Source organism: Geodermatophilus sp. SYSU D00758 (assembly GCF_054049955.1).
Genome location: NZ_JBJGYK010000012.1, coordinates 82003 through 99293 on the forward strand (window position 1 = coordinate 82003; position 17291 = coordinate 99293).

Annotated in this window: 15 protein-coding genes; 7 read left to right on the forward strand and 8 right to left on the reverse strand. The window is 77.2% G+C overall.

Annotation, left to right across the window (positions count from 1 at the left end; genetic code table 11):
* Positions 1-338 precede the first annotated feature (338 nt).
* Positions 339-1223, forward strand: coding sequence for a DUF222 domain-containing protein (locus tag ACI8AC_RS10940; protein ID WP_456897792.1), 885 nt, complete (start codon positions 339-341; stop codon positions 1221-1223).
* Positions 1224-1414: 191 nt separating this feature from the next.
* The gene (locus tag ACI8AC_RS10945; RefSeq protein ID WP_456897793.1) at positions 1415-2260 is read left to right on the forward strand and encodes a tyrosine-protein phosphatase; all 846 of its coding nucleotides are present in this window, start codon (positions 1415-1417) and stop codon (positions 2258-2260) included.
* A gap of 21 nt (positions 2261-2281) precedes the next feature.
* On the opposite strand, the gene ACI8AC_RS10950 is transcribed toward ACI8AC_RS10945, so the two are convergent.
* The 3 genes from ACI8AC_RS10950 to ACI8AC_RS10960 form a co-directional block, all read right to left on the reverse strand.
* A complete protein-coding gene (locus ACI8AC_RS10950; protein WP_456897794.1) occupies positions 2282-4342 on the reverse strand; it encodes a diguanylate cyclase domain-containing protein in 2061 nt (686 codons plus the stop codon).
* Between the two features lie 264 nt (positions 4343-4606).
* Positions 4607-4756 carry a hypothetical protein gene (locus tag ACI8AC_RS10955; RefSeq protein WP_456897795.1) on the reverse strand — a complete coding sequence of 50 codons (150 nt, stop codon included), beginning with the start codon at positions 4754-4756 and terminating at the stop codon, positions 4607-4609.
* A gap of 131 nt (positions 4757-4887) precedes the next feature.
* Entirely contained in the window at positions 4888-6600 is a 1713-nt protein-coding gene (locus ACI8AC_RS10960; protein WP_456897796.1) for a phosphoenolpyruvate--protein phosphotransferase, read from the reverse strand.
* A gap of 171 nt (positions 6601-6771) precedes the next feature.
* Here ACI8AC_RS10960 and ACI8AC_RS10965 point away from each other — a divergent pair, with 171 nt between their 5' ends.
* The 4 genes from ACI8AC_RS10965 (at position 6772) to ACI8AC_RS10980 (ending at position 11139) form a co-directional block, all read left to right on the forward strand.
* Complete coding sequence (locus ACI8AC_RS10965) at positions 6772-7539, forward strand: DeoR/GlpR family DNA-binding transcription regulator (protein ID WP_456897797.1); 768 nt, start codon at positions 6772-6774, stop codon at positions 7537-7539.
* Positions 7536-8570 (forward strand): 1-phosphofructokinase family hexose kinase, encoded by a 1035-nt coding sequence (locus ACI8AC_RS10970; protein ID WP_456897798.1) that lies wholly within the window; start codon positions 7536-7538, stop codon positions 8568-8570. Before ACI8AC_RS10965 ends, ACI8AC_RS10970 begins: the two co-directional genes overlap by 4 nt.
* A 22-nt stretch (positions 8571-8592) precedes the next feature.
* Entirely contained in the window at positions 8593-10812 is a 2220-nt protein-coding gene (locus ACI8AC_RS10975; protein WP_456897799.1) for a PTS fructose transporter subunit IIABC, read from the forward strand.
* Between the two features lie 66 nt (positions 10813-10878).
* Positions 10879-11139 (forward strand): HPr family phosphocarrier protein, encoded by a 261-nt coding sequence (locus ACI8AC_RS10980; protein ID WP_456897800.1) that lies wholly within the window; start codon positions 10879-10881, stop codon positions 11137-11139.
* 59 nt (positions 11140-11198) lie between these two features.
* On the opposite strand, the gene ACI8AC_RS10985 is transcribed toward ACI8AC_RS10980, so the two are convergent.
* The 4 genes from ACI8AC_RS10985 to ACI8AC_RS11000 are packed head-to-tail and all read right to left on the reverse strand — an operon-like array spanning position 11199 to position 14826.
* Positions 11199-11666, reverse strand: a complete 468-nt coding sequence (locus ACI8AC_RS10985) for an SRPBCC family protein (protein WP_456897801.1) — start codon at positions 11664-11666, stop codon at positions 11199-11201.
* Positions 11667-11706: 40 nt separating this feature from the next.
* Positions 11707-12912, reverse strand: coding sequence for an AGE family epimerase/isomerase (locus ACI8AC_RS10990; RefSeq protein ID WP_456897802.1), 1206 nt, complete (start codon positions 12910-12912; stop codon positions 11707-11709).
* 4 nt (positions 12913-12916) lie between these two features.
* Entirely contained in the window at positions 12917-13612 is a 696-nt protein-coding gene (locus tag ACI8AC_RS10995; protein ID WP_456897803.1) for a response regulator, read from the reverse strand.
* Positions 13609-14826, reverse strand: a complete 1218-nt coding sequence (locus ACI8AC_RS11000; protein ID WP_456897804.1) for a sensor histidine kinase — start codon at positions 14824-14826, stop codon at positions 13609-13611. Before ACI8AC_RS11000 ends, ACI8AC_RS10995 begins: the two co-directional genes overlap by 4 nt.
* A gap of 200 nt (positions 14827-15026) precedes the next feature.
* Here ACI8AC_RS11000 and ACI8AC_RS11005 point away from each other — a divergent pair, with 200 nt between their 5' ends.
* On the forward strand, positions 15027-15596 hold the full coding sequence (locus ACI8AC_RS11005; protein WP_456897805.1) for a hypothetical protein: 570 nt from the start codon (positions 15027-15029) through the stop codon (positions 15594-15596).
* A 97-nt stretch (positions 15597-15693) separates the two neighbouring features.
* Here ACI8AC_RS11005 and ACI8AC_RS11010 read toward each other — a convergent pair whose 3' ends face one another.
* Positions 15694-17289: a dihydrolipoamide acetyltransferase family protein gene (locus ACI8AC_RS11010; RefSeq protein ID WP_456897806.1), complete on the reverse strand. Its 1596-nt coding sequence runs from the start codon at positions 17287-17289 to the stop codon at positions 15694-15696.
* Between the last annotated feature and the right edge of the window lie 2 nt (positions 17290-17291).

Below are 17291 nucleotides of genomic sequence, written 5' to 3' on the forward strand. Positions count from 1 at the left end.
GTGACCCGGCGTGGAGCGGCTGTCGAGTGCGCTGGACGAGCTGGCCGGTGCGGAGTTGACCTCGGCGCTCGGGCCGGAACTGCTGGAACGGCTGGGTGGGCTGCTGGTCGCCCAGCACCGGCTGGCCGCCGAGGTCGCCCGCACCGTGCGCGCCGGCGAGCCGGCCGGGGCACCGGAGTTCGACGGGCTGAAGACCATGGCCGCCTGGCTGCGCGGGCACGGGCGCCTGTCGACCCCCGCCGCCGCCGGGCTCGTGCGCGCCGGGCGCGCGCTGGGAACACCTCCCCGCCCTCGCGGCCGCGCACGCCGCCGGGGCGGTGTCGGCCGAGGCCGTGGCGGTGATCGCCCCGATCACCCGGGAGGAGAACCTCGCCGCCGCACGGGCCCAGGGCGTGGACCTCGGTGCGATCGACCGGCTGCTCACCGGCGTCGCCGCCCGGCTCCCGCACGCCGACCTGGTGCAGGTCGTGCGGCACTACCTGGCCGGCCTGGACCCCGACGGCACCGAACCCGACCCCACCGCGGGCCGCCGGCTGGCGCTGGTCCGCCACGCCGACGGGTCGCTGCCCCTGCGCGGCGAGCTCGACGCCGCCGGCGGGGAGAAGCTGCAGGCCGCGCTGGAGGCGGTGCGGCAGGCCGGGCGGTGCGCCGGCGACGACCGGTCGCGGGTCCAGCAGCAGGCCGACGCCCTGGTCCAGCTCTGCGACAACCAGCTCGCCGCCGGCACCCTGCCGGTGCTGCGCACGGTCAAGCCGCACGTCGCCGTGGTCCTCGACGCCGCCGGCCTCATCGACCCCAGCACCGGGCCCGGTGCCGCGGAGCTGGGCTTCGGCGCCACCGTCTCCGCCGCCCGGGCCCGCGGGCCGGCCTGCGACGGCGCGGTCACCCGCATCGTCCTGGGCCCCGACGGCACACCCCTCGATGTGGGACGCACCCACCGCGTCGTCCCACCCCACCTGCGCACAGCGGTCGAGCGCCGCGACCGCGGCTGCGTGTTCGCCGGCTGCGGCGCCCCGACCCACTGGTGCGACGTCCACCACCTGCTCGAGTGGGCCCTGGGCGGGGAGACCAGCCTGGCCAACTCGGCGCTGCTGTGCGAGCGCAACCACACGAAGGTCCACCACGGCTTCCGGGTGGAACGCCGACCCGACGGCCGCTGGCGCACCCGGCGCCCCGACGGCACCGAGATCCGCATCCCCGCCTCGCCCCTGGCCGCCGCCTGAACCCACCAGGCCCCGGCCGAAGCCAGGGGCCGACAGATCGGCCGACCCGGCGCACCCACCCGTGCGCCGGGCACCCGGCGTGCCCGGCAGCGGAACCTGCCCGGCAGCCTGCTCGCTCGGCGGCCAACCCGGGGGGTCGACGGCCACCGGGGCGACACGCCCGCGCCACCGTCAGGTCGTACCGTCGGAGGGTGACCTCCCGCCCTCTCGACGACGTGCACACCGCCCGCTGGCTGCTCCTCGACGGGACCACCAACACCCGTGACCTCGGCGGCCTGCCCACCACCGACGGCCGGAGGACCCTCCCCGGCCGGGTGCTGCGCAGCGACAACCTGCAGACGCTCAGCGACACCGACGTCCGGCGGCTCGTCGACGAGATCGGCCTGCGGGAGGTCGTCGACCTGCGGACGACGGCGGAGGTGCTGCTGGAGGGGCGCGGCCCGCTACGTGCGCACCCCGCGGTCAACCACCGGCACTTCAGCCTGCTGCCCGAGCGCGGGCACCACACCGACGTCTTCGCCGTCGAGGAGGCCGAACTGCCGGAGCTGCCCGCGGACTGGGCCGAGTCGGTGCTGCCCCGCCAGGTCGCCGAGACCGACCAGGGCGAGCCGCCCGCGGTGCGCTCCTACCTCGGCTACCTGTCCCACCGGCCGGAGAACGTGCTGGGCGCGCTGCGGGTCATCGCCGCGCAGACCGCCGGCGCGGCCGTGGTGCACTGCGCCGCGGGGAAGGACCGCACCGGCGTGGTCGCCATGTTCACGCTGGCCTGCGCGGGCGTTCCGCACGAGGAGATCGTCGCCGACTACGCGCTGACCGCCGAGGTGATCCACGACCTCGTGGCCAAGCTGGCCGCCTCCCCCACCTACGCCGAGGACATGGAGCGCCGGGACGTCTCGGTGCACACGCCGCGCGCGGAGACGATGGACCGGCTGCTCACCCTGCTCGACGAGCGGCACGGCGGGCCGCTGGGCTGGCTGACCGAGCACGGCTTCGGGCCGGACGAGCAGATCGCGCTGCGGGCCCGCCTGCGCGACTGACGGAGCACCCCAGCACCCCCGTCAGCCGTCGAACGCCTCCGGCCCCTGGCGGCCGACGTGCTTGTGCCGGTACATCGCCTCGTCGGCCCGGCGCAGCAGCGCGTCGGCGCTGCCCCACTCGCCGCTGTGCACGGCCACGCCGACGCTGGTGCCGACCGCCACCTCGACCCCGTCGAGGCGGAAGGTGTCCTCGAAGCAGCCGAGCACCCGGGCCACCACCCGGTCGGCGTCCTCGGGGCGGGAGAGCTCGGGCAGCAGGACGGCGAACTCGTCGCCGCTGAGCCGCCCGACGCTGTCGCCGGGCCGCACCGCCGCGCGCAGCCGCGCCGCGACCTGGCGGAGCAGCTCGTCACCGGCGGCGTGGCCGTGGGTGTCGTTGACCGCCTTGAACCGGTCGAGGTCGCAGAACAGGACGCCGACGTGCCCGCCCGGGCCGGTCGCGGCCAGCGCGCCGCCGAGCAGGTCGAGGAACAGCCCGCGGTTCGGCAGCCCGGTGAGGACGTCGTGGGTGGCCTGGTGGCGGACGGTCTCGAGCAGCCGGGCCCGCTGCAGGGCGGTGGCGGCCTGGTCGCCGACACCGCGCAGCCGGGCGAGGATGTCCCCGGCCAGCGATGCCGGGGCGCGGCCGGCGGGCCAGGAGGCCGTGGCCACGCCGAGGAAGGTGCGCCCGGCGGCGATGGGGACGGCGACCCCGTCGCTCAGCCCCAGGACGTCGAGGAGCTCGCGCACCACGGGGCTCGAGGCGGCGCCGAGGAAGCGGGGCTCCCGGTCGGTGATCATGCCGACCAGCTCGGGGACGTCCTCGGCGTGCAGCGAGGTGGCCAGCAGGTGCTCGCGGGCCCGGGGGGAGAGCCCGGCGGTCGCGGCGGTGTGCAGGGCCGCGGTGGCCGGGTCCCACAGCATCATCGAGGCGCTGTCGCAGCCGACGACGCGGGGCAGGGCGTCGGCGACCACCCGGCACACGGCCGCGGCGTCGGTGGCCCCGGCCAGCTCGTGCGCCAGCGCCAGCAACCGGCCCGCCCGATCGGCCTCGAGGCGGGCGGAGTCCCGCGCCATCAGCAGGTCCAGCGCGGCGGCGGCGTGCCCGGCGTACGCGGCGAGCATCGCGGCCTCGTCACCGAGGAGCCCGACGCCGGGGGCGTAGAGGGCGGCCAGCCGCCCGTGCCGGCGACGGGTGGAGGCCACGTCGACCGCGACGACGTCCGGCCCGAGGTCCTCCCCGGCCAGCAGCTGCGCCGCCAGGGCGGGGACCGCGTCCTCCGGCAGCCCGGCGCTGTGGACGAGGGGGCGGCCGCCGGCCGGATCGGCCACCGCGAGCAGGTGGGCCGGGGCCAGCACGGCCTCCGCGGCGCGGACCACGATCCGCTGCAGCACGGTGCCCAGGTCGTCGCTGGCGACGAGTTCGGTGGCCGCCGTCTGCAGGGTGCGCAGCTGCTCCCGGAGCGCGAGCAGCTCCGGCTCGGCGGCGCGCCGGTCACGGCGGCGCGTGCCCAGGCGGAGACGGCGCTCCCAGGTCAGGTGGTAGAGGCACGCCGGGTGCCCGTCCGACTCGCACTCCTCGTGCACCACCTCGGCAGGGGGCAGCCCGAAGATGCTCGGCACCATGCCGATGAGGCCCTGCACGTACAGGCAGTCCAGCCGGGAGTGGGCGTAGCCCGGGTGGAGGGTGAACCGGACGGTCGCCGAGGTCGCACCGGCGTCCAGGATCTCCATGGTGGACGTCGTCGAGAACTTGGCCACCGCCGGCGGCAGCCTCCGGAAGACCTGCCGGGGCGATCCCATCGCCCGCACCACCAGGACGAGCGCGGGGTTCATCCCGAAGCTCAGCGCCTCGCGGCCGACCCTGAACATCGTGTCCGGGTCGCCGAGCACCTCCGTCGCGGCGGCGAACAACCGGATGCGGGTGTCGTAGCTCGTCCACGACGACGGGTGCGACAGCTCCTCGGCCGTGTACGGGGTCCCGGCCCGCCGGAGCACCTCGGCGACGGCGGCGTCCCCGGCCTGCTGGCGGACGTACCCGAGCACCAGGCCCGTGGTCGCGCCCGAGGTCTCGCGCGGCTCGGCCGGCCGCGGGTCGCTCACCGGACGCCGCCGAGAAGTGGAACGAGCCGGTCCGATGTCTTCACGACCGGTGATTCGGCAGGGGGGTCCGCGACGTTGAGCGGAGACCCCCCAAGGGAGGAGGGCCGGCCGGGAGCGACGTCGGCCCCGGACGGCGGACGACCCCGGCCTCCGGGGCAGGAGGCCGGGGTCGCGCGGGCAGGAGCGCCGTCCCGGAGGACGGGCGGCCTCCCTGCAGGGTCCCGCCGCGAGCCTGCGAGTGGCGGGGGGCAGGGAGGTCCTTTCTCAGCGGAGGTCGAAACCGCCGCGGTTGGCCATCGTCAACAGCTCGTCGCGCATGGCGGGGCTGCTGCTGCGCGCCAGGGCGCGGTCCAGCGCCCGGCGCGTGCGCGCCGCCTGCCGACGCTGCCGCCAGCGGGTGGTGACGCTGCTCATCTCGGGGTCCTTCTCTGTCGTGCCGTCGGGAACTACACCCTGAGCAAAGCAGGGAGACCGCGCGATATTCCGAAGGAACGCAGGTGAGGCGCGCTACATGTCGACGGATGTTCACCCCCCTGGGCGATGGTTCAGTCGATCGCCAGGCTCCGCCGGACCGCCGCCCGTGCCCCGGCCGGGTCGTCGGCCGCCAGGGCCGCGTCCGCGGCGCGGCGGCAGTCGTCCAGGGTCACGGTGGCCAGCCGGGCGCCCACGCCGGCCACGGACGAGGCCGCGCAGGACAGCGAGGTGACCCCCAGGCCCACCAGCACGCACGCCAGGAGCGGGTCCGCGGCGGCCTCGCCGCACACCCCGACGGGCTTGCCGGCCCGCCGGCCGGCCTCCGCGGTGACCTGCACCAGGGCCAGCAGGGCCGGCTGCCAGGGGTCGGTGAGGTCGGCGAGGTCGGCGGAGAGCCGGTCGGCGGCCAGGGTGTACTGCGAGAGGTCGTTGGTGCCGATCGACAGGAAGTCGACGTGCCGCAGCAGCCGCTCGGCCTGCAGCGCCGCCGAGGGCACCTCGACCATCACGCCGGGGGTCATCCCGCGGGCGCGCACCCGGTCGGCGAAGTCCCGGGCCTCGGCCACGGTGGCGACCATCGGCGCCATCACCCACGGCTGCGCGCCCGCCCGCCGGGCACCCTCGGCGATCGCGTCCAACTGCCGCTCCAGCAGCCCCGGGTCCCGGCGGGCGACCCGCAGGCCGCGCACGCCGAGGGCCGGGTTCTCCTCGTCCGGCATCGTCGCGAAGGCCAGCGGCTTGTCCGAGCCGGCGTCGAGGGTCCGGACGACGACCCGCTGCCCCGGGAACGCCTCGAACACCTCGGCGTAGCCCGCGGCCTGCTCCTCGACGGAGGGCTCCTCGGCCCGGCTGAGGAACGCCAGCTCGGTGCGCAGCAGCCCGACCCCCTCGGCGAACCTGGCCGCGGCCGCCCGCGCCCCCGCGCCGTCCTGCACGTTGGCCATCACCTTGACCTCGAGCCCGTCGCGGGTCCGGCCCGGACCGCGGTAGGACGCCAGCGCGGCGGCGGCCGCGCGGGCGGCCTCGACCCGGGCCTGCGCGTCGCCGGGGTCGGGGGCCACGGTCACCGTGCCGCGCTCCCCGTCGAGCAGGACGGTGACGCCCTCGGGTACGTCGTCCAGCCCGCCGACGGCGACCACGCAGGGCAGCCCGAGCTGGCGGGCGATGATCGCCGTGTGGCTGGTGGTGCCGCCGAGCCGGGTGGCCAGGCCGACGACGCGCTCGGGGTCGAGGCCGGCGGTGTCGGCCGGCGCCAGGTCGTCGGCCAGCAGCACCGACGGCGTCCCCGGCCGCGGGACGCCCGGCTCCCCCTGCCCGGTCAGCTGGGCGACGATCCGGTCCCGGACGTCGCGGACGTCGGTGACCCGCTCGGCCATCACGCCGCCGAGGGAGGTGAAGAGGTCGACGAACTGCTGGGCGGCCGCGACCGTGGCCACGGCGGCCGGGGCGCCGGCGTCGATCCGCTGCTCGACGGCCGACAGCAGGCCGCGGTCGCGGGCCAGCCCCGCCGTCGCCGCCAGCACCTCCGCGCTCACGCCCGTCGCACCCGCGGCGCGCTCGGAGAGCCGGTCGGCCACGGCCGAGGCCGCGGCGGTGAACCGCTCCTTCTCCGCGGCCCGGCCGCCCTCGGGGACGGTCGCCCCCTCGTCGGCCGGGAGGACCACGGCCCCGGACGGGCGGACCACCGGCCCGAGGACGACGCCCGGGACGACCGGGGTGCCGGGGAGCACGACGGTGCCCGCCGGGGTGGGCGCGGGGCCGGTGGCGGGAGCGGTGGTGGACATGGGTACCTCGCCTGGGGTGCCGTCGGGACGGGACGGTGGTCGCGAGGGCCGCGACCGAGGATGCTCGTGACCAGCCTCACGCGTGGGTGTTGACTTGTCAACGTTTCGGACGTAGAACAACACCATCACAACCCGATTCCAACATGATCGGGCATCGGAAGGGGGCGGGCGGTGTACGCCGAGGAACGTCAGCAGGCGATCGCCGGGCTGGTGACCGACCGCGGTCGGGTCGCCGTCACGGTCCTGGCCGAGCAGTTCGGGGTCACCACCGAGACGGTGCGCCGGGACCTCGCCGTGCTGGAGCGCGCGGGGATGCTGCGCCGGGTGCACGGCGGCGCGGTGCCCGCCGGCGCCCTCTCCCTGGTGGAGACCGGGTACGGCGAGCGGCGCGGCACCCGCACGGAGCAGAAGGCGAAGATCGCCGCGGCGGCGCTCGACCTGCTGCCGGGCACCGACGGCAGCCTCGTGCTGGACGGCGGGAGCAGCACCGCGGCCCTGGCCGACGTCCTCCCCACCGACCGGCGGCTGTACGTCGTCACGAACTCGGTGCCCATCTCCGCGCGGCTCGCCGGCGCCCCGGGCGTCACCCTGCACGTGCTGGGCGGCCGGGTCCGCGGCATCACCCAGACCTCCGTCGGCGAGGCCACCAACGCCGCGCTGTCCGCCCTCCGCGTGGACGTCGCCTTCCTCGGCACCAACGGGATCACCGCCGCGCACGGCTTCTCGACCCCCGACGAGGCCGAGGCCGCCACCAAGCGGGCCATGGTGCGGGCCGGCGCCCGGGTGGTCGTGCTCGCCGACAGCAGCAAGCTCGGCCGGGAGCACCTGGTGCGCTTCGCCGGCCCCGAGGACGTCGACGTCCTGGTCACCGACGACGGGGCCGACCCCGAGGCGGTCGCCACCCTCGAAGAGGCCGGCGTCGAGGTGGTGATCGCGTGAGCACCCACCCCGCGCGGTCGCCGGGCCCCCGGGTGGTCACCCTGACGGCCAACCCGAGCCTGGACCGCACGCTGGCGCTGCCGGGCCCGCTGGAGCGCGGGAGCGTCGCCCGGCTGGCGCCGAGCTCCACCGAGCCCGGCGGCAAGGGCGTCAACGTCGCCCGCGCGGTGGCCGCCGCCGGAGGGGACGTGCTCACCGTGCTGCCCGCGCCGGACGACGACCCGATCGTCGCCGCGCTGCACCGGCTCGGCCTCCCGCTGGCCACCGTGCCGGTGCCCACGCCGGTCCGCACCAACTACACCCTGGCCGAGCCCGACGGCACCACCACCAAGCTCAACGAGCCCGGCGCACCGCTGGACGACGCGACCCGGCTGCTGCTCGCCGACGCCCTGCACCGGCACGCGGCCGACGCCTCGTGGGTGGTGCTCTCCGGCTCCCTCCCGCCGGGCACCCCGACCGACTGGTACGCCGAGCTCGTCCGCTCGCTGCGCGACACCGGCGCGCGGATCGCGGTGGACACCTCCGAGGCCCCGCTGCTGGCGCTGCTGGCCGCCGGGCCGGCGAGCGCCCCCGACCTGCTCAAGCCCAACTCCGAGGAGCTGGCCCAGCTGTCCGGCGTCCCGGAGGAGGACCTGCTCGCCGACCGGTCGGCCGCGCTGGCCGCCGTCGCCACCCTGCACGCCCGGGGGGTGGGCGAGGTGCTGCTGACGCTCGGCGCCGACGGCGCGCTGCTGTCCCGGGCCGGGGGCGGGGTCTGGACCGCGAGCCCGCCGCCGGTCACCGTCCGCAGCACCGTCGGTGCCGGCGACTGCAGCCTGGCCGGCTACGTGCTCGCCGACCTGGCCGGCGCCCCGCCCGCGCACCGGCTGGCCACCGCGGTGGCCTACGGCGCCGCCAGCGCCTCCCTCCCCGGTTCCGCCGTCCCGGCGCCGTCGCAGGTGGACGTCGCCGCCGTCCGGGTCACCGCCGACCCGGTCCCGCACGCCGCCCCCAGCGGCACCCCCGTCCCGGCCGTCGGCCGGGACGTCTGACCCACCCGGACAGGACGCTCCCATGCCCCCGTTGATCACCCCTGACCTGGTCGCGCTCGACACCGACCTGGGCGCCGACAAGACTCAGGTGGTCCGCTCCCTCGCCGCGCTCGTCGCCGGCGCCGGGCGGGCCACGACCGCCGACGCGCTCGCCGAGGACGCCCTCGCCCGCGAGGCCCAGGCCGCGACCGGCCTCCCCGGCGGGATCGCCATCCCGCACTGCCGCTCGGCCGCGGTGACCGAGGCCTCGCTGGCCTTCGCCCGGCTCTCGCCGAAGGTGGACTTCGGCGCGCCCGACGGGCCGGCCGACCTGGCCTTCCTCATCGCCGCCCCGGCGCACGGCGACGCCGACCACCTCACCCTGCTCACCGCCCTGGCCCGGGCGCTGGTGCGGCCGGAGTTCGTGGAGTCGCTGCGCGCGGCCGGCTCGGCCGAGGAGGTCGTCCGCCTGGTGCAGGAGGTCGTCTCCCCGGAGCCGGCGCCCGCGACCGGCGAGACGGCCTCCGGGGCGACCACCTCGGGGGCGACCACCGCCGGAGCGACGACCGCGGGAGCCACCGCGGGCACCGCGACCGCTCCTGCCCCGGCCGCTCCTGCCGCGGCCGCGGCCGCGGCCGCGCCGGCCGGCGCGGGCGGCGCGGCCACCTCCACCGCCCGGCGGAGCATCGTGGCCGTCAGCGCCTGCCCGACCGGCATCGCGCACACCTACATGGCCGCCGACAAGCTGCGGGCCGCGGCCGACCAGGCCGGCGTGGACCTGCACGTGGAGACGCAGGGCTCCTCGGGTTCCACGCCGGTGGACCCGGCGGTCATCCGGTCGGCCGACGCGGTGATCTTCGCCGTGGACGTGGGCGTCAAGGACCGGGAGCGGTTCGCCGGCAAGCCCGTCGTCCAGTCCGGCACGAAGCGGGCCATCAACGAGCCGGACGTGATGATCCGGGAGGCGCTGGCCGCCGCCGACGACCCGCAGGCCCGCCGCGTGCCGGGCGCCGGCGCGGCCGGCGAGGCCCCGGCCGCCGCGGCCGCGGGCCGCCCGAGCACGGCGTCGGAGATCCGCCGCTGGCTGCTCACCGGCGTCAGCTACATGATCCCGTTCGTGGCCGCCGGCGGCCTGCTCATCGCGCTGGGCTTCCTCTTCGGCGGTTACCAGATCGTCTCCGACAACCCGGACGCCGACGGCCAGAGCTACGCGCTGAGCTGGGTGCTGACCAACTCGTTCGTCGACCTCCCGGTCGCCGCCCCCCTCGAGGGCCTCAACGACGGGTTCTGGGGCTACCTCGGCGCGATCTGCACCGTGCTCGGCCAGGCCGCGTTCGGGTTCCTCGTCCCGGCGCTGGCCGGCTACATCGCCTACGCGATCGCCGACCGCCCCGGCATCGCGCCCGGGTTCGTGATCGGCGCCGTCTCCCTCACCGTGGGCGCCGGCTTCCTGGGCGGCCTGGTCGGCGGCATCCTCGCCGGCCTGGTGGCGCTGTGGATCAGCCGCTGGAAGCTGCCCGCCGGCGTCCGCGGGCTGCAGCCGGTGGTGATCATCCCGCTGCTGGCCACGCTGATCTCCAGCGGGATCATGGTGGTCCTGCTCGGCCGCCCGCTGGCCGCCGCCCTCGACGCCCTGGGCGACTGGCTCAACGGTCTCTCGGGGACCTCCGCGGTCCTGCTCGGGATCATCCTCGGCCTGATGATGTGCTTCGACCTCGGCGGGCCGGTGAACAAGGCGGCCTACCTGTTCGCCACCGCCGGCCTGGCCTCGCAGACCAGCGGCTCGCTGGTGATCATGGCGACCGTCATGGCGGCCGGCATGGTCCCGCCGCTGGCGATGGCGCTCTCCACCGCCGTCCGGCCGCGGCTCTACACGCCGGCGGAGCGGGACAACGGCAAGGCGGCCTGGCTGCTCGGCGCGTCGTTCATCTCCGAGGGCGCCATCCCCTTCGCCGCGGCCGACCCGCTGCGGGTCATCCCGTCGATGATGCTCGGCGGCGCCACCACCGGCGCGATCGTGGCGGCCAGCGGCGTCGAGCTGCGCGCCCCGCACGGCGGCATCTTCGTGTTCTTCGCGATGAACAACGTGCTGGTCTTCGTGCTGGCCCTGGTGGTCGGCACCGTCGTGGGGGCCCTGGCCGTCACCGTCGCGAAGAGCATCGGCCGCCCGAAGGCCGACGTCGTCCCCGAGGACGCCGTCGACATGGCGCACGCGCACGCCGCCGGTCAGCCGGCCCCCGTCGCCCAGCCGACCCGGGCCTGACCCGGCAGGCTGTCCGCAGCACCGCCCAGCAGCGCAGCACGTCCCCAGCAGCGAGGAGAGGACCCCATGCCCAGTCAGACCGTCACCGTCGGTTCCCGCGTCGGGCTGCACGCCCGGCCGGCCGCGCTCATCGCCGAGGCCGTCGGGAAGGCCGGCGTCCCGGTCACCCTGGCCACGCCGGGGGGCAACCCGGTCGACGCCGGGTCACCCCTGATGATCATGACGCTCGGCGCCAAGCAGGGCACCGAGGTCGTGGTGAGCAGCGAGGACCCCGCGGTGCTCGACCAGATCGCGGGCATGGTCGCCCAGGACCTCGACGCCGACTGAAGGGTGGCCGCGGCGCCCGTCCCCTCCGGGGGACGGGCGCCGTCGTCTGCGGCCCTTCCTCAGGCTTGATCGGGACGGGAGACGTCACCCCGCCAGGCGCCGGTCTCGGTGCCCCGGCTCTCGATGAACTCCTTGAACCGCTTCGCGTCGGCCTTGACCTGGCGGTCGTCGAAGCCGAGCGCGGCGCCGGCCTTCTCCACCACGCCGTGGGGCTCCCAGTCGATCTGGATCATCACGCGGGTCTTGTCGTCGGCCAGGCGGTGGAAGGTGACCACGCCGGCGTGCTTGGCGTCGCCGCTGGTGCTGGTCCAGGCGACCCGCTCCTCGGGGTGCTGCTCGGTGATCTCGGCGTCGAACTCGCGGGTGACCCCGTCGATCTTCGTGACCCAGTGGGTGTGCGTGTCGTCGAGCTGGGTGATCCGCTCGACCCCGCCCATGAACTGCGGGAAGGTCTCGAACTGCGTCCACTGGTCGTAGGCGACGCGGATGGGGACGTCGACGTCGACGGCTTCCTGCACGGTGGCCACGGGATGCTCCTCCTGTCTCGGGATCGCTGTCCCCGTCCGCCTACCCGGCGACCCCGCGCGGAACACCTGCCAGCGCCGCCGCCACGCTCCCGCGGACCGGCCTGCCCTCCTGCAGCAGCAGCGCCTGCACCAGGTGGTACACGTCGGGCTGCCCCGCCCACGTGCCGGTGGCCACCTCCCCGGACGGCGTCAGCTCGTGGCGCCACGACCCGGTCGTGGGGTCGGCGAAGCGCGCCTCGCCGTGGGCCCACCAGCGCGCCGCGAGCTCGCGCGCGTCCGCCCGGCCGGTGACGTCGGCGAGCACCGCCGCGGCCGCGACGGCCTCGCACACGACCCAGTGCATGCGCTGCCCCACCACCGGGCGGTCGTCCCAGTCGAGGGTGTAGGGGAACCCCTCGTGCCCGTCGGCCGCCCAGCCCCGGGTCGCGGCGGCGTCGAACAGCGCGACCGCGTCGTCGAGCAGCCACCCGGGCGCGCCGTCCCCGAGGGCGGCGCGCAGGTGCAGGCACAGCCGCGCCCACTCGAACTGGTGGCCCACCGTGACGCCGTAGGGCCGGAACGGGTGCGCCGGCTCGGCCCGGTTGTACGCCGGCAGCGGTTCCCAGGAGGCGGTGAAGTGCTCGGGCAGCCGCCAGTCCCGGTCGCGGGCGAAGCCGTGCACCACCCGCTCGGTGCTGCGCAGCGCCTGGTCGCGCAGCCGCCCCGCCCGCGGGTCGTCGCCGAGGGCGTCCGCCGCAGCGAGGGAGGCCTCGACGCCGTGCATGGTGGCGTTGGCCCCGCGGTAGCCCGAGAGCCGGGTGAAGGCGGCGTCCCACTCCTCCACCGGCAGCCCGGCGTCGTCGTCCCAGAACCGGTCCTGCCAGACCCCGAGCGCGGCGTCGAGCAGCTCCCGGCCGCCCGCGGCCCCGGCCGTGGTGGCGGTCGCACCGGCGAGGACGACGAAGGCGTGCGGGTAGGCGCCCTTCCCGTCGTCGTCCGCGGCCGCCCGCCAGCCGCCGTGCACCTCATCGCGCAGCGGCCCACCGGCCAGCGCCGCCACCCCGTGGCGGAGCGGTCCGCCCGCCCCCGGCCGGCCGAGCAGCGCGGCCATTCCGAGGACGTGGGTCATCCGCGCGGTGATCCACGTCTGCAGCGGCCGGTCGGGCAGCGGGACGCCGGCCGGGCCGAGGTAGCCGAACCCGCCGGGGACCGCCGCGCGCGCGGCCAGGTCGAACAACCGGTCGAGCCGGGTCACGGGCTGCGTCACGCCGTCATCGTCGCGTGCCCGGCCGCACGACGCCGGTCTCGTAGGCGAGGACGACGGCCTGCACGCGGTCCCGGACGCCCAGCTTGGCCAGCAGGCGGGTGACGTGCGCCTTCACCGTGGCCTCGGTGACCACCAGCGTCGCGGCGATCTCGGCGTTCGACAGCCCCTGGGCGACCAGCAGCCACACCTCGCCCTCGCGCGGGCTCAGCTCGGGCACCGGCCGGCGCGCCGCACCGGGCGCCGGGGAGCTCAGGTACTGCTCGATGAGCCGGCGGGTCAGGGCGGGTGCGAGCAGGGCCTCGCCCGCCGCGACGGTCCGGACCGCCTCCACCAGCCGTCCCGGCGGGGCGTCCTTGAGCAGGAAGCCGCCCGCGCCCGCCTCCAGAGCGCGGAAGACGTACTCGTCGAGGTCGAAGGTGGTGAGGACCAGGACCTGCGGCGCATCGGCACCCGCGCGCAGCCGGCGGGTGGCCTCGATGCCGTCGAGCCGCGGCATGCGGACGTCCATCACCACCACGTCGGGCCGCACCCGCCGGGCCACGTCCACCGCCTCGGCGCCGTCGGCGGCCTCGCCCACGACCTCCAGGCCGCCGCCCTCGAGCAACCCGGTGATCCCGGAGCGGACGAGGGCGTGGTCGTCGGCGACGACGACCCGCAGCGGATCCCCGTCACCCGTGCCGCCGACCGTGCCGCCGCTCATGCCGCCGCCAGGGGGAGCACCGCCCGGACGGCCCAGCCGCCGCCCTCGGCCGGGCCGGCGGTCAGCGACCCGCCGTACACCCGCACCCGCTCGCGCATCCCCGGGATGCCGTACCCGCCGCCGGTCGCCAGCTCCGCCCCGGGGGGCGGCAGGTCCGGCGCGCCGGCCCGGCCGCCGTCGTCGGCCACCTGGAGGGTGACCTGCTCGGGCGTGGCCGCCACCCGGACCGCCACCCGGGCGCCGGGCGCGTGCTTGAGCACGTTCGTGAGCGACTCCTGGACCAGCCGGTACACCGCCAGGGACGGGCCGTCGGGCACCTCGTCCTCCCCGGTGACCGCCAGGTCGACCGCCAGGCCGGCGGCGCGCCCCTCCTCGGCCAGCTCGGCCAGCCGGCCGAGCCCCGGCTGCGGCGCGTAGGAGGGGTCGCCCTCCTGGAGCACGTCGAGCAGGTGCCGCATCTCCCGCATCGCCTCGGTGGCGGTGCGGCGGGCCAGGCCGAGGTGGTCCAGGGCGCGCTGCGGGTCGCGGACGACGAACTGCTCGGCCGCCCCGGTCTGGAGGACCACGACCGAGACCGCGTGCGCCACGACGTCGTGCAGCTCCCTCGCGATGCGGGCCCGCTCCTGCGCCACCGCGCGGTCGGCCGCGGCGGCCGACCCCTCCTCCGCCCGTGCGGCGGCGAGCGCCCGGTGCCGCACCACGCGGCCGCCGGCCCACGCCCCGCCCACGAAGAACACCGCGATCACCACCGCGCGGGGCTGCGCTCCGTCGACGCCGAAGTAGCCGAACTGCCCGGCCGCGCCCATGGCCGCCACCGGCAGCGCGCCGAGGACCGCGGCCCGGGGCAGCGCCGCCACCTGCAGCGCGACCGTGAAGGCCGCCAGCAGCAGGCTCGGGAACGGCGTGAACGTCGCGCCGGCGCCGGTCAGGGCGGCGTGCGCCACCAGGACCGCGCAGACGACCACCACGACCGGGCCGGGGAAGCGGCGGGCCAGCGCCAGCGGCAGCGTCGACAGCAGGGCGAAGGCGCTGCCCCCGACCGCCGTCAGCTCCGGGGTCACCGCCACCTCGACCAGCCCCCAGGCGGCCAGGGCGACGGCCACCCAGGCGTCGACGGGGCCGGTCCAGCGCGGCGCCCGGGCCAGGGAGAGCGCCGGCGACGCGGCCGCGGCGCCGAGCGGCAGCGTCCCGGCGGTGCTCCCGGTGGTGGTCACGGTCGGGGAACCTACGGGCCGCCGGGCCCGCCGCGCGTCCCTCCCGCGGTCGAACCCCGTGTCGACCTTCGTCGACACCCGGATCTCGACCCGCCGGTCGTCCGGATGTGGCCTCCGGGCCGACGCGGCGGGGCCCGCGCCGTCCCTACCTTTCCCCGGCGACGGCCCGACGACGGGCCGCACCGACCGAGGAGACCGACGTGACCACCGTGTCCGCACCGCCCCGCACCGCACCGTCCACCGTCCCCGCCCGCGACCGGCGCGCCGGTGCCGCCGCGCTGGCCTGCGCCGTCGTGTCGACCGCCGTCGGCGCCACCCAGCTGCTGTTCCCGCAGGACACCCTCGCCGCGATCGACCCGCGCACCCGGGTGCTGCTGGTGGCCACCGCGGCGCTGCTGTGGACGCTGCCCCTCCTGCACAGCCGGCTGGCCGCCTCGGCACGCGGGCCGTGGGGGGCCCGGGTCGCCTCGGCCGGCACGGTGCTGCTCGGCGCCGGCATGGTGTCCAGCGCGGTCAACGGCGAGGACCTGGCGTTCTTCCCCGCCGTGGCGGCCGCCGCCAACGCGCTGTGGTTCCTCGGCTCGGTGGCCCTCGCCGTCTCGCTGTGGCGCGCGGGCCGGGTCCCGCGGGCGATCGCCGGGCTGCTCGTGCTGCTGATGCCGTGCACGATCGTCCTGTCCCAGCTCGGCGGCGGGATCCCGGCCGGCGCCTACCTGGCCGTGCTCGGCTGGGTGCTGCTGCGCGGCCAGCTGGACTCCCGCGGCCGCTGACCGCCGCGGCCGCGATCACGGCGCCGGGACCGCCCTGCGGGCCGCAGGAGTGGTACCGGCGCCGTGATCGCCGGGGACGGCGGGCACGGGCACCGGCTCAGAGGGCCAGCGCCGTCCCGGGGTCGTGCAGGACCGCCCCCACGTCGGCGAGGAAGCGGCTGCCCAGCTCCCCGTCGACGATGCGGTGGTCGAACGACAGCGCCAGCTGGGTCACCTGCCGCGGCACGACCTTCCCCTTGTGCACCCACGGCATCTCCCGGACCTGCCCGAAGGCCAGGATCGCCGACTCGCCGGGGTTGAGGATCGGCGTGCCGGTGTCGACGCCGAACACCCCGACGTTGGTGATGGTGATCGTGCCGCCGGTTATGTCCGCCGGTGCGGTGCGACCGGCCCGCGCCGTCTCGGTCAGCTCGGCCAGCGCCGCGGCGAGCTCGGGCAGCGAGAGCCGCCCGGCGTCCTTGACGTTCGGGACGACCAGGCCCCGCGGCGTCGCGGCGGCGATGCCGAGGTTCACCTGCCCGTGGACGACGATCTCCTGCGCGGCCTCGTCCCACGAGCTGTTGACCATCGGGTGCCGGCGCGCGGCCAGCAGCAGCGCCTTGGCCACGAACAGCAGCGGGCTGACCTTCAGCCCCGCGAACTCGGGCCGGGCCGCGATCCGGCTGCGCAGCTTCATCGTCCGGGTCACGTCGACGGTGAGGAACTCGGTGACGTGCGGGGCGGTGAAGGCGCTGGCCACCATGGCCGCCGCGGTGTGCTTGCGGACCCCCTTGACCGGGATCCGCTGCTCCCCCGCGGTGCCGCCGGGCGCCGGGGCCACGACGGCGGCAGGGGCGGTGCCCGGGACGGCGGCCGGCGACCCCGGCTCGCCCTGCCCGGCCGCGGCCTGCACGTCGGCGCGGGTGATGACCCCGCCGTCGCCGCTGCCGGCGAGCGCGGCCAGGTCCACGCCGAGGTCCTTGGCGAGCTTGCGCACCGGGGGCTTGGCCAGCGGCCGGGGGCGGCCCCGGCCGCGGGTGGCCGCGGCCGACGGGGCGGCGGCCTCCGACAGCGCGTGCGCCTCGGCCTGCCGGCCGACCTCGAGGCCGCCGTGGCGCACCGGCTTGCTCCGGGCATCGGGGGCGGTGGTCAGCAGCGGCGTGCCCGGGGCGGCCGCGGGGCGCTCGGTGCCGCCGGACCCGTGGTCGGCCCCGGCGAGGGTGCCGGTGGCCTGCGGCGCGCTCGCCCGGGCGGCGACCGCGCTGCCGCCGCGGCGCGGGCGCCGGCGGGCCTCGGTGGTCCGCGGGCCGTAGCCGACCAGCACCGCGGTCCGCCCGCCGGGGGCCGCGCCGCCGATCAGCCCGGCGGCGGGCTCGGGGGCGCCCGAAGGGCCGTCGGCCGCCTCCGCCGGCGCTGCGGCAGCCGGCGCCGGGGTGGCGCCGTCCCCACCCGCGTCGCCCCCGCCCTCCCCACCGACGTCGATGGTGATGATCGGCGTGCCGACGTCGACCGTCTCCCCCGCCTCGTGCAGCAGCGCGGTGACCGTCCCGGCGTAGGGCGAGGGCAGCTCGACCGCGGCCTTGGCGGTCTCCACCTCGCACAGCGGCTGGTTGACGGTGACCGTGTCGCCGACGGCGACCAGCCACTGCAGGATCTCGCCCTCGGTCAGGCCCTCCCCGACGTCGGGGAGCTTGAACTGCTTGAGGTCCGGCACGG

Bases quoted from the DNA above. Each gene is read 5' to 3' on its own strand.
- ACI8AC_RS10955 (WP_456897795.1), bottom strand. From the start codon at position 4,756: ATGAGCAGCGTCACCACCCGCTGGCGGCAGCGTCGGCAGGCGGCGCGC.
- ACI8AC_RS10960 (WP_456897796.1), bottom strand. From the start codon at position 6,600: ATGTCCACCACCGCTCCCGCCACCGGCCCCGCGCCCACCCCGGCGGGC.
- ACI8AC_RS10975 (WP_456897799.1), top strand. From the start codon at position 8,593: ATGCCCCCGTTGATCACCCCTGACCTGGTCGCGCTCGACACCGACCTG.
- ACI8AC_RS10980 (WP_456897800.1), top strand. From the start codon at position 10,879: ATGCCCAGTCAGACCGTCACCGTCGGTTCCCGCGTCGGGCTGCACGCC.
- ACI8AC_RS10995 (WP_456897803.1), bottom strand. From the start codon at position 13,612: ATGAGCGGCGGCACGGTCGGCGGCACGGGTGACGGGGATCCGCTGCGG.